The sequence below is a fragment of the Paraburkholderia sp. SUR17 genome (genome assembly GCF_029536165.1).
In the GTDB taxonomy this organism is placed as follows: Bacteria; Pseudomonadota; Gammaproteobacteria; order Burkholderiales; family Burkholderiaceae; genus Paraburkholderia; species Paraburkholderia kururiensis.
The window spans coordinates 1,093,935-1,105,719 of sequence record NZ_CP120508.1 but is presented as its reverse complement, the minus strand read 5'-3'; the positions used below and the strand labels follow the sequence as shown (position 1 = coordinate 1,105,719).

Genomic DNA, 11,785 nt, shown 5'->3' with positions numbered 1-11,785 from the left:
ATACCTTTGCTTGCCCGGCAACACAACGTCACCGGGGCACGCCGCCATCAAGCGCCCACACTTATCGGCTGTAAGTTTTTAAAGATCGTTCGCACCGTCACCAGAGTCACTTCCCTCCAGCACCGCCTGCGTCGCTGCATCAGCAGCAGAGAAACGAGATTATGAAGACTCTTTGCCGCTTCGTCAACAGATAATTTCGCATCCGCTTAAAAATCTGCCGGCTTCGCGCCCCGCCGTTTCCCGCAGCGGCCCGTGTTCGCAACGGGGAGGCGAATAGTAGGCCAACACCAGCCACATGACAAGGGGATGACGGAGATTTTTTCCAGACCCGCCTCCGCCGCGCTCATTTCCCCGTGCCTCTCACTACTGCGGCGGTCCAATGTGACGCAACCGTGGCCGTCCCTCCGCCATCTGCACTCCTAAAGCCGGCCGACTTCCGCAGCATGCGGGGCGTTCGAAGGCGGCGGAGCAGGCTGCGGCGCCTCAACATACCCAGCTCACTCGCCAGCCCCGGAGCCCTTCGCGGCATGCTGCCACCCTGTTCCTCAGCACTCTTCCGCATATTGCCAAGCGCGCACGATGCAGTTCGTGGAACCGTCTAGAATAGTCGTTCTTCGCACCTCACTGACTGGATTTATGCGCTCGCGAATCGCCAAACGCCTCCCCCCTGATGCCGACAAGCTCGTCGGCCTCTCGCTCGCGCTGTTCGCGTCGGGCAGTCGCACCGAAGACCGCTTCTGGGAGACGAAGCTCGACACGCTGCTTGCGAAGATCGTCCGCAACGGTAACCAGACGACGCTCGACGCCGCGCTCGACCATCTCCAGCAAAACCATCCCGACGCCTACGGCGCGCTTGCCGACATGGCCGAAACGCACAGCGAGTCGTTCATCGTCGAGCACGAGGGCGTCCAGTACGAGGCGCTCCTCATCGCGGCGCCCGTGCTCGCCTGGACGCGCTATGTGATCCCGTCCGGCCCGCTGAAGACCGAGTCGGCGGATGCGCTGCGCGCGCATCTCCAGGCACACGTGCTCGCAGGCGACACTCGCGTCGCCATGGCACCGTATCTGTATAGCATCGACCAGTTGCCGCGCCACCACGTCGAAACCTGGCGCATCGCGCAGCAGCTCGCGCAAGCGGCAATGAGCGGCAACAACGCGCGAATCAATTTCGGAGAACTGCCCGAAACGTCGCCCATTCTCGCGGACCCGCGCTTCCTGCTGGCTGTGGTCGCGGCACCGGTGGGTGCTCCGCTCTTTCGCTGGCAAGAGGAAGAGCACGGCGTGCGAATCGAGCGCAGTCAGTGCCTCGAGCAATGGGCTACGCAAGGCGGCGCCAATCTGGCGCTCGTCCTGCCCGGCTGCGAATTCGAATGCTTGTTGCCGGACGCGTACTACTCGGCTTGCCGCGACGCCGACGAGCGCGTTCGCCCACATACCGTGCGCACCGCCGTGCGCTATCTGTTCGACACCATTGGCGCTGCGCCACAGGAACTGCGCGCGGTCGTCGCCGGCTTTGGCGAGCGTCGCATCGACGAATACCGCATTGGCTTCACGCGACGCGGCAGCAATGACGTGATCTACGGCGTCGTCTGGCCGCTGTATGGACGCGAAAACGGCGAAGCGGAGATTGATGAGGAACCGGGCGAAGAGCAAGCCGCCGACGGCCCGCTCGAAGAAATCGTCGCCCTCCTGAAGGAAACGGGTGTCACCGATATCCGCCGGCATGCGGGTCGCTTCGAACCGGAATATTGCGACGATTGCGGAGTGCCGCTCTATGCTGATCCGCTAGGCGAAATCGTACACGCCGAAATGCCGGAAGATGCGGAGCCTGCACAACCACATTTTCATTAATTGCGCATAATCTGACGCAAGCCCCGCCGAGTGCGGGGCTTTTTCTTTTGCATTAATTGATCCTATGCCTTCTGGCCAGGCCGATTTTCCGAAAGCTTTTTGTCATAATCCTTGCGGTGCCACATCGCGAGCTCCCGGATTCCCCGGGGATGCGCGCATCGCGACACATGGCATGGCAAATAGGAGAACGAACGCAATGCGATTCGCTGTATTTAACCCTGACGCAGAACGGCGCGAGGGACTTAAGGCGCTGTTGAGACAAATCGACCGACAGGCGCGCTTCATGGACGTAGTGGACTGGCGCAGCGCCGATCGGGCCGTGCGCCACTGCACCCTGGATCTGATTGTCATCGACTGGCACGAAGGCATGCGCCTCGGCGACGTACAGGCCTTCGTGAGCGCATATCCACGCCTGCGCCTCGCAGTCGTCATAGACAGAGGATCGCCGGGACTGGCCCGAAGCCTGATCGACAAGGGCGTACCGGGCGTGATTCCGCGCTCTATGGACGCGCGCCTCATTTTGCGTGCGCTCGAAATGGTGATGCTGGGCGGAGAGTACTTGCCCGCTGACGTACTGAAGCCGGGAGCGGCAGGGAATGGCGACCGCCTTCAACGGCGCGGGTCCCAACTGTCGGTCCCACCAAAACGAGCCAGACTTTCAGGCGGCTTGTCACCCCGGCAGGAGCAGATCATGCGATGCGTCCACATGGGCAGCACGAACAAGATGATCGCGAAAACTTTGGGTATCAGCGAAGGTACGGTGAAGATCCACCTCGCGTGCATTTTCCAGCAACTTGGCGCGCCCAACCGCGCGGCGGCCGTGGCCATCTACAACGGCTGGCTTTCGTCGCAGCTTCAGGTGCTGAGTGACGATGCCGCACTGACACCGAAGCCAGTGCCGGGCGAGCCAGGCCCCGTGCCGTTGCGCAAACGAAGGAAGCCGTCTTTCTCGTATCCGTTGCCAGACGACAACATCGCGGAAGATCTGCCGATGGCCGCTGAGCCGGCGCCACCCTTCGATGCATCGGCGCCAAACCCGGACGAGGATACGAAGGAAGAATGATCGCGCGCACAGACGGCTGTGGCTGGCATGGAATGCGCTCACACGTTTTGTCGTCCAACGAGTAATATGAGACACATGGGTTTCCTCTACTCACCGCTTCCGCTATGGGTCGCCGTCGGTGCCTCGATCACCGCCGCCGGTCTGCTTGCGCTCGCGTTGTGGCGAAACCCTTTCAAACGTCTGCACGACGCCACGCTGCAACACGTCTGGCTCGCGATCATCGTCGCGGTATCGGTGCTCTGGGCGACCAACGCGTGGCTTGAGGACGGCACGGTCATGCACGTCCTCGGCGCTACGCTTGTCGTTACGCTGTTCGACTGGGCGCTTGCGCTCGTCGCGATGGCGGTAGTCACCGGCCTTGCCGCGCTCGTCTTCGACGCATCGTGGCAAGGTATCGCGCTGACATTCCTCGTGTTCGGCGCGCTACCCGTTGGTGTTTCGGCGCTGCTCCAGCGCGCGGCAGTTGCATGGTTGCCACGCAACCTGCTCGTCTTCATCGTGAGCCAAGGTTTCGTGGCACCCGCGATTGCCGTTACCGTCGCGGCATACGCTGCGCTCGGCACGCACATCGGCCTGGCGAACGGCTCGATGCTGGTCGTGCCGGCGGGCTACGCCTTCAGCGTACTCGTGCTCGCCTCGGGTGAAGCGTGGTTCACCGGGATGTCCACCGCGCTGATCGCTGTCTATCGCCCGGCTTGGGTCACTACGTACGACGTGCGACGCTACAGGCTCGGCGGCCCTCGCACCTGACACGCGGGGACGCAAGGCTCGTCGCAAGACTCGTATTAGTGCGCCCCTTCGTGGAACTTCGGTAAGCGTTCTTCGGCACTACCCATACAAGAGGTGCACTGCCACTGTGGATGGAGCGTTTCGCCACCGCCAACCTTCGATCAAAACCATCACGAGACGAGCCAACACACAGAAACACAAAAAATTCGAATGGGGATTGAACTACCTTTGCCGACGCGGCATCTTACGTCTTCTGATGTTCCACCCCGCCTCTAACTAGATGGATCGAACCCAAGCACACCGCCGGTGGCTGCGGTTGGTCGGCCCGCTGGCGGCTTTCGCGGCAAGCCTTTCGCTTGTATGCGTCAAGCCTGCATGGGCCGATCAGCTCGAACAGCACAACGAACTCGTCAATCAATTCGTGAACCAGATGCACGCGGATCCGCTCGTCGCGGACTGTGCTGCGCATGGCAACTTCGTCGCGAGCACCTCGACCGCATTCGACCACGTCGAATTCCCGCCCAGTTCGTTCGACAGCTCGCACTCTTCCGTCACCCCCTGGAACGATTCATTCGATGAAGGCAAGCAGCGCGTCAAGGTCGATACGATCGTGACCGTGGAAGGACTGGGCGTTTCGCAGAATGGCTCCAACGGTCCGTTCCAGCTCAAGTTCCGCTGCGGCTACGTCGGCCAACAGATGCTGGCGTTCAGCTGGAACGACCCCGTGCCGCCCGCGAAGCCACGCGCAAACCACTCCGCGAGCAAGAAGGGGAAAGGCAAGCACGCCGCGACGGGCAACGGGTCCACACGGAAAAACGCCAGAAAGAACAGCTCAGGCACGAAAAAGAAGCACTGAGCACGAGGCTTCAAGATCTCCACCGTTGCCCTGCCGCCTCGCAAGGCCCGCAAATAAACGCGGCAGTGGAGCGCCGCGCCGCGTCACCGCCTCTCGCGCGACGGGCAACGTGGCGACCCACCCGCCGCCGGCCACATCCACCTCAGAAACAAAACGGGGAATCCGCCTCCTGCAGATTCCCCGTTGGTTCTCTGGCGCTATCGCCAAACGCGGTCAATCGAATGTCTCGACGTGTCGCAAGACTGCCTGCAGCAGTGCGGCACCCAGCGCCGCACTGCGTTCGCCGTTCCATCCCACGCGCTCGTCCGGCAGGTTTGCATTGTCTTTGAACGGCATTTCAAGCGTGAGCGAAAGACAGCCGAAGACATTGCCGATGTACTTCGACGCAAGTTTCAACGCGTCCTCGCGATACTTGCTCGCGGCGTACCCATGCTTGTCCTGGAAGTCCGGGCTCGCCAGCTTGAAGGACTCGATGAACGCCTGCTGCTCCGTACGCTGCCGTTCAGTGAATCCGGGCAGCATCTCGGACCCCGCCACGAACACATACGGCAGCGCTTCATCGCCGTGGATATCGAAAAACAGATCGCAGCCTGTCGCATGAATCGCGTCGCGCACGTGCAGCACTTCAGGACTGCGCGCGGCGTCGGGCTCCATCCATTCGCGGTTCAGATTCGCCCCCACGGCGTTCGTGCGCAGGTTACCGTGCACACTGCCGTCCGGATTCATGTTCGGTACGATGTAGAACACCGCATGATCGTAGAGCTTGCGCGCCACGGGGTCGCCGGCCCAGTCGCCCCAACCGGCCAGCCGCTTCACGAGCCCTTCGACGAACCACTCAGCCATGGTTTCGCCCGGGTGCTGCCGCGCGATGATCCAAACCTTCTTCTTCGGCTTGCCGTTGGCGCGCACCGCTTCCGGTGTGCCGAGCGTCAACAGCGAAACCGGACGCCCTTCGACCGTCGTACCCAGTTCCATCAGCGCCGCGTGCGGCATCTGCTGAACCGCGCCCAGAAACTCCGAGTGGCGCTCCTCGCTATACGGCTCGAAATACGCGTAGTAGACGCGGTCGAATTCCGGCGTGTGATCGATGGTCAGTACCCGCCCGTCGTACGAGGTCGGCACGCGGAACCAGTTCACGCGGTCGTAGCTCGCAACGGCCTGGTAGTCCCGCCAACCCTCGGCGAATGCGCACGCCGACGCGTTTTCGAACGTCATCACGCAGCGTTCGCCGCGCGCGCCAGAGAGACGAAAGTAGAACCATTGCGCGAACTCCGACTGATTGTCGGGCCGCACGCGCAGACGGATATCGGCGGCGTCGGTGCAGGACACCACTTCGATGGCACCCGCGTCGAAATTGCTGGTGATGGAAAGCGTCATGGGATAACTGCTCCTTGGCCGGTGCGTCAATCGGCCGCCCGGCGGCGGAATACGTATGTCGAATCGTTCGATGCTGCCTTGTCGAACGCGTAGCCTTCAGCGTCGAAACCCTTGAGCGCGGTCGGCTCGTCTATCCGGTTCTCGACTGCGTAGCGTGCCATCAAGCCACGCGCGCGCTTGGCGTGAAAACTGATGATCTTGTAGCGCCCGCCCTTCCAGTCTTCGAACACGGGCGTGATGACGGGCGCATCCAGCAATTTCGGTCGCACCGAGCGGAAATATTCGTTCGAGGCGCAATTGACGAGCACGCGCGCAGCCTTCGTCCCCGCCTTCTCGTTGCGCACGAACTGTTCGTTCAGTGCATGCGTGATGCGCTCGCCCCAAAACGCGTACAGGTCTTTGCCGCGCCCATTGGCGAACGGCGTGCCCATTTCGAGGCGATAGGGCTGCAGCAAGTCGAGCGGGCGCAGCAGCCCATAAAGGCCCGACAACACGCGCACATGCTTCTGGGCGTAATCGAGGTCGGCGGCTGAAAGCGTCCGCGCGCTGAAACCCTCATACACGTCGCCATTGAATGCGAGCACCGCTTGCCTCGCGTTGTGCGTACCGAATGCCGGCGACCAGTCCGCGAAGCGCTGGAAGTTCAGCTGCGCGAGCGGGTCCGAAATCTTCATCAGCGTAGCGATCTGTTGCGGCGAGAGGCGGCGCAGACCGTCGATCAGCTCGGCAGCGTCATCGACGAAATGGGGAATGGTGTGCTTGCGGATGTGCGGAGGCGTTTCGTAGTCCAGCGATTTGGCCGGCGACAGAACGATTATCATAGAAGCTTTCAGGCACGCCGTGCCTGCAGGACAAAGACGAAAGCCCGATTGTAGCGAATGTGACGAATGCCCGGTTCCCAAGGTCCGACTCCCACCCACCCGACTCGCCCGCCGCGCGTCGTACTCGATTCGAACGTCTGGATCGACATCCTCGTATTCGACGACCCACACACGCGGCCCATTCATGCCGCGCTGGAAACAGGCGCACTGCAAGCCGTCGTGGACGGACGCTGCTTCGCGGAACTGGCACGCGTGCTCGAGTATCCGCAGTTCGCGCAGCGTGCGGTCGACAAGGCAGCCGCGCTCGCCATCGTCGAGCGGCTGACGCTGCGTGTCGAGCGTACCTCGCCAGTGGAAGGCGCAAAACCGCTGCCGCAATGCAAAGACCGTGACGATCAGAAGTTTCTCGAACTCGCGCATGGCAGCGGCGCCGCATGGCTGGTCTCGAAGGACCGCGCCGTGCTCAAGCTCGCCAAACGCATGACGCGCGACTTCGGCCTGCAGATCGCTCCCCCCGCGCAGTTCGTCGCGGCCTGTCTTGCGGTCGTCGAGTCCACCGGGCCTAACGAGCCCGTGCCGGCATGAGGGCCGCACGGGGACGGCAGCGCACGATGCGCGGCGATTCCCTACAATCGACGTTGCTTTCCACCGACTTTCCACCCCGAGCCATCCGCCACACCGCGCCATGAACGCACCGCACGACACGCCGCCGACGACGCCCGTCTTCCCGTCCCGCCTGCCGAATGTCGGCACGACCATCTTCACCGTGATGAGCGCGCTCGCCGCAGAAAAAGGCGCGGTGAACCTGGGCCAGGGATTTCCCGACTTCGACTGCGATCCGCGCATCGTCGACGCCGTCGCAACGGCCATGCGCGACGGTCACAACCAGTACCCGCCCATGGCCGGCGTCGCACCGCTGCGCGAAGCGATCGCGGACAAAATCGCGAACGTCTACGGTCGCCGCTACGACGCGGCCACCGAGATCACCGTCACGGCCGGCGCCACGCAGGCGCTGCTCACGGCCATCCTCGCCACGGTTCATCCCGGTGACGAAGTGATCGTGATCGAGCCGACCTACGACAGCTACCTGCCCTCCATCGAACTCGCGGGCGGCAAGCCGGTGTTCGTCACGCTCGAGGCGCCGGAGTACGCGATTCCGTTCGACCGGCTCGCCGCCGCCATCACGCCGAAGACACGGCTCATCCTCATCAATACGCCGCACAACCCGACGGGCACCGTCTGGCGTGCTGAAGACATGCAGCGGCTGCAGGAGATCGTGCGCGGCACCAACGTGCTGATCCTCTCCGACGAGGTCTACGAGCACATGGTGTACGACCGCGAGCCGCACGAGAGCGTCGCCCGCTACCCGGAGCTCGCCGCGCGCAGCTTCATCGTGTCGAGCTTCGGCAAGACCTATCACGTGACAGGGTGGAAAGTGGGCTACGTCGCGGCGCCCGCCGCGCTCAGCGCCGAGTTCCGCAAGGTGCACCAGTTCAACGTGTTCACGGTGAACACGCCGATGCAGATCGGCCTTGCACAGTACCTGCGCGATCCGGCGCCCTATCTCGAGCTGCCCGCGTTCTACCAGCGCAAGCGCGACTTCTTCCGCGCCGGGCTCGCGAACACGCGCTTTCGCCTGCTGCCCTGCGAAGGCACTTACTTCCAGTGCGTGGATTACTCCGCGATCAGCGATCTACCCGAAGCGGAATTCTCGAAGTGGCTGACGACCGAGATCGGCGTGGCCGCAATCCCGGTGTCGGCCTTCTATCACGAGCCGCACGAATCGGGCGTCGTGCGCTTCTGTTTCGCGAAGAAGGAAAGCACGCTCGCGACGGCGCTCGAGCGGCTCGCGCGGCTCTGACGCCGGCCCGATGCAATGAGCGCGACGACGATCAGACCGGCCCTGCCGTTCCCGCCGTCGCGCAGCGCCCCTTCACGTACGTTGCTGCTGCATGGCCTCCACATAGGCCTTGCGGTCCGCGCTGACCCGCTGCGCCGCCGGGCGCTCGCCCACCACCTTCACATAGCGCTTCCAGTCGATACCCGCATCGAGCAGGAAGTCGCGTCCGTAGATCGTCTGCGTGGCCATGCCGACGGGCGGCAGGCTCACGAACGCCGCCGTATCGGCCACGCAGAACCGCTCGCCGCGCAAATAAGGCGCGAACTGCGCCAGTCGCATGAAGCCCGCGATGTGATGCGTCAGCAGTTTCTCGGTGCGCGCCTTCGTGGCGTCCGTGATCGTGCCGCCGAAGAACGCTTCCTTGTACAGATTGCGTGCGACGAGTTCGAGATGCGTCTCCACGAACGCAATGAGTTCACGTTCCTTCGCCGCCTCCCACGGGTCCGCGGAGAAAATCTGTCGGTCCGGGTAGCGCGCCGCGAGGTATTCGACGATCACCGCCGACTCGCACAGATCGCCCTCGGCGGTTTCGAGCCACGGCACCTTGCCGAGCGGCGAGTGCGCGAGCACCGCCGCTTCCTGCGACGGCTGCACGAACACTTCCTCGAACGGGATGTCGTGTTCGAGCAGGACGAATTTCACCTTGTTGTAGTAATTGGACAGCGCAAAGCCATGCAGGCGAATCATAGGGTTTCCTTCCGGGTGGGCAGGACGGCCGGAACCGCTCTGCGAATCGTGCCTGTTAGTGTCTATGGCCAGGGCTGGCCCTCACATCATAAAAATGCACGAGCGTGCTATTCTAAACCGGACATGGAGTCGAGCATCAGATGAATTCACCGCACGTCAACATCGAGACCATCGGAATCGTAGGCACCGGCGCCATGGGCCGCGGCATCGCGCAGATCGCCGCGCTCGCGGGCCTCACGGTCCGTCTTTTCGACACGAATCCCGAGGCTATCGAAGCGGCACGCACTTACCTCGGCGAAACGTTCGCGAAGCTCACGGCCAAAGGCAAGCTCAACGACATTGAAGGCCGCGCGGCGCTCGAACGCGTGACGGGTACCCCGTCTATCGAAGGCCTCGCGGATTGCGACCTCGTCGTGGAGGCCATCGTCGAAAACCTCGAAGTGAAGCGCAAGCTGTTCCGCGATCTCGAAGCGGTGGTGAGCGGCCGCTGCATCCTCGTGTCGAACACGTCGTCGCTCTCCATCACGGCGATTGCCGCGGCGTGCACCGATCCCTCACGCGTGGCCGGCTATCACTTCTTCAATCCCGTGCCGCTGATGAAAGTGGTCGAGGTGATCGACGGACTGCGCACGAACCCGGCCGCCGGTGACGCGCTGATGGACCTCGCCCGCCGCATGGGACACACGCCGGTGCGCGCGAAGGACATGCCCGGTTTCATCGTGAACCACGCGGGCCGCGGCATGAACACCGAAGGTCTGCGCGTGGCGAGCGAAGGTGTCGCGAGCTTCGTCGAGATCGATCGCATCATGCGCGAGCAAGCGGGCTTTCGGCTGGGACCGTTCGAGCTGCTCGACCTCACCGCGCTCGACGTATCGCATCCCGTGATGGAGTCCATCTACCACCAGTTCTACGAGGAGCCGCGCTTCACGCCGTCGCCGATCACGGGCGTGCGGCTGGCCGGTGGGCTCATCGGGCGCAAGGCCGGCGAGGGCTTTTATCGTTACGCGGATGGCAAGCAGCAGGCTCCTGAAGAAGCGCCTGCGCCCTCCACGCTACCGCAACGCGTGTGGGTGAGCCGAAGCCACCCCGAAGCGCGGGAGGCCGTACTGCAGCTTCTCGCCAAAGCCAATGTCGCACTCGACGACGGCGCACACCCCGCCGCCGACTCGCTGCTCGTCGTTACGCCGTTCGGCCTCGACGCCACCACCGCAGCCGTCGAGGAAGGGCTCGATGCGAGCCGCGTCGTAGCTGTAGACGCGCTCTTCCCGCTCGTTAGCGCCCAGCGGCGCACGGTCATGACTACGCCCGCTACCACGCGCGAGGCACGCGATGCAGGCCACGCGCTCTTTGCGTCGGACGGTGTACCGGTCACCGTGATCCGCGACTCGACGGGCTTCGTGGCGCAGCGCGTGGTCGCGACGATCGTGAACATCGGCTGCGACATTGCCCAGCAGCAGATTGCATCCCCGCAAGACATCGACCTCGCCGTCACGCTGGGCCTCGGCTACCCGCGCGGGCCGCTCGCACTCGGCGACGCGCTGGGCGCAAAGACGATCCTCACGATTCTCCAGAACATCCATCGCGTGCTCGGCGATCCGCGTTACCGGCCGTCGCCCTGGCTCGCGCGACGCGCACAACTCGGCATGTCGCTCGTGCAACCCGACGCCGCCGACAGCGCCCACGCAGCAGGAGCCGCCCGATGACCGCCGAACTGCTCACATCGCGGCCGGCCGGCAGCGAATCCACGCTCGTGATGACGCTGTCGAACCCGGGCGCGCGCAACGCGCTGCATCCCGACATGTACGCGGCGGGCATCGAAGCGCTCGATTCGGCCGAACGCGATTCGTCGCTGCGCGCCATCGTGATCACCGGCGCCGACAACTTTTTCTGCGCCGGCGGCAATCTCAACCGGTTGCTGGAAAACCGCGCGAAAGATCCCTCCGTGCAGGCCGAAAGCATCGACCTGCTCGCCGAGTGGATCACGGCACTGCGCCAGTCGAGCAAGCCTGTGATCGCGGCCGTGGAAGGCGCTGCGGCCGGCGCGGGTTTTTCGCTCGCGCTCGCGTGCGACCTGCTCGTCGCCGCCGACGACGCGAAGTTCGTGATGTCGTACGCGCGTGTCGGCCTCACGCCCGATGGCGGCGGCTCCTGGTTCCTCGCGCAGGCGCTGCCGCGCCCGCTCGCCACCGAGGTGCTGATCGAAGGCAAGCCGATCGGCGCGACGCGCCTCGCCGAAGTCGGCGTGGTGAACCGGCTCGCGAAGCCGGGCAGCGCACTCGACACCGCCATCGACTGGGCCGACGACCTCGGCAAGCTCTCGCCGAATTCGACCGCGCGCATCAAGGCGCTCATCGATGCAGCGGGCACGCAGACGCTCGAAGCGCACCTTGTGGCCGAACGCGACAGCTTCGTGGCGTCGCTGCATCATCGCGACGGGCTGGAAGGCATCACGGCGTTTCTCGAGAAGCGCGCCCCCGTCTACAAGTGAGCGAGGCCACGCC

Annotated in this window: 11 protein-coding genes; 8 read left to right on the top strand and 3 right to left on the bottom strand. The window is 63.8% G+C overall.

Features of this window, described 5'->3' with window-relative positions; all coding sequences use genetic code 11:
• The first annotated feature begins 636 nt into the window (after positions 1-636).
• The 4 genes from P2869_RS04975 to P2869_RS04960 all read left to right on the top strand — a co-directional run bounded on the left by P2869_RS04975 (position 637) and on the right by P2869_RS04960 (position 4,499).
• Entirely contained in the window at positions 637-1,851 is a 1,215-nt protein-coding gene (locus tag P2869_RS04975) for a DUF2863 family protein (RefSeq protein ID WP_277598056.1), read from the top strand.
• A gap of 196 nt (positions 1,852-2,047) precedes the next feature.
• The gene (locus tag P2869_RS04970) at positions 2,048-2,914 is read left to right on the top strand and encodes a response regulator transcription factor (RefSeq protein ID WP_199543910.1); all 867 of its coding nucleotides are present in this window, start codon (positions 2,048-2,050) and stop codon (positions 2,912-2,914) included.
• Positions 2,915-2,989: 75 nt separating this feature from the next.
• Complete coding sequence (locus tag P2869_RS04965; protein ID WP_277598055.1) at positions 2,990-3,664, top strand: energy-coupling factor ABC transporter permease; 675 nt, start codon at positions 2,990-2,992, stop codon at positions 3,662-3,664.
• 259 nt (positions 3,665-3,923) lie between these two features.
• A complete protein-coding gene (locus P2869_RS04960) occupies positions 3,924-4,499 on the top strand; it encodes a hypothetical protein (RefSeq protein ID WP_026121354.1) in 576 nt (191 codons plus the stop codon).
• A gap of 213 nt (positions 4,500-4,712) precedes the next feature.
• Here P2869_RS04960 and P2869_RS04955 read toward each other — a convergent pair whose 3' ends face one another.
• Together P2869_RS04955 and yaaA are read right to left on the bottom strand one after the other, a co-directional pair.
• Positions 4,713-5,876, bottom strand: a complete 1,164-nt coding sequence (locus P2869_RS04955; RefSeq protein ID WP_277597631.1) for a M14-type cytosolic carboxypeptidase — start codon at positions 5,874-5,876, stop codon at positions 4,713-4,715.
• A gap of 26 nt (positions 5,877-5,902) precedes the next feature.
• The gene (yaaA, locus tag P2869_RS04950; protein ID WP_017774435.1) at positions 5,903-6,697 is read right to left on the bottom strand and encodes a peroxide stress protein YaaA; all 795 of its coding nucleotides are present in this window, start codon (positions 6,695-6,697) and stop codon (positions 5,903-5,905) included.
• A gap of 66 nt (positions 6,698-6,763) precedes the next feature.
• Between yaaA and P2869_RS04945 the strand changes: the two genes are divergently transcribed.
• The gene (locus P2869_RS04945; RefSeq protein ID WP_277597630.1) at positions 6,764-7,282 is read left to right on the top strand and encodes a putative toxin-antitoxin system toxin component, PIN family; all 519 of its coding nucleotides are present in this window, start codon (positions 6,764-6,766) and stop codon (positions 7,280-7,282) included.
• A gap of 100 nt (positions 7,283-7,382) precedes the next feature.
• Positions 7,383-8,558, top strand: a complete 1,176-nt coding sequence (locus tag P2869_RS04940; protein WP_277597629.1) for a pyridoxal phosphate-dependent aminotransferase — start codon at positions 7,383-7,385, stop codon at positions 8,556-8,558.
• Positions 8,559-8,630: 72 nt separating this feature from the next.
• On the opposite strand, the gene P2869_RS04935 is transcribed toward P2869_RS04940, so the two are convergent.
• Positions 8,631-9,284: a glutathione S-transferase gene (locus P2869_RS04935; protein ID WP_126878527.1), complete on the bottom strand. Its 654-nt coding sequence runs from the start codon at positions 9,282-9,284 to the stop codon at positions 8,631-8,633.
• 140 nt (positions 9,285-9,424) lie between these two features.
• Between P2869_RS04935 and P2869_RS04930 the strand changes: the two genes are divergently transcribed.
• On the top strand, positions 9,425-10,987 hold the full coding sequence (locus P2869_RS04930; protein WP_277597628.1) for a 3-hydroxyacyl-CoA dehydrogenase: 1,563 nt from the start codon (positions 9,425-9,427) through the stop codon (positions 10,985-10,987).
• Positions 10,984-11,772, top strand: coding sequence for an enoyl-CoA hydratase (locus tag P2869_RS04925; RefSeq protein ID WP_199543915.1), 789 nt, complete (start codon positions 10,984-10,986; stop codon positions 11,770-11,772). The genes P2869_RS04930 and P2869_RS04925 overlap by 4 nt, the downstream gene beginning before the upstream one ends.
• Positions 11,773-11,785: the final 13 nt, after the last annotated feature.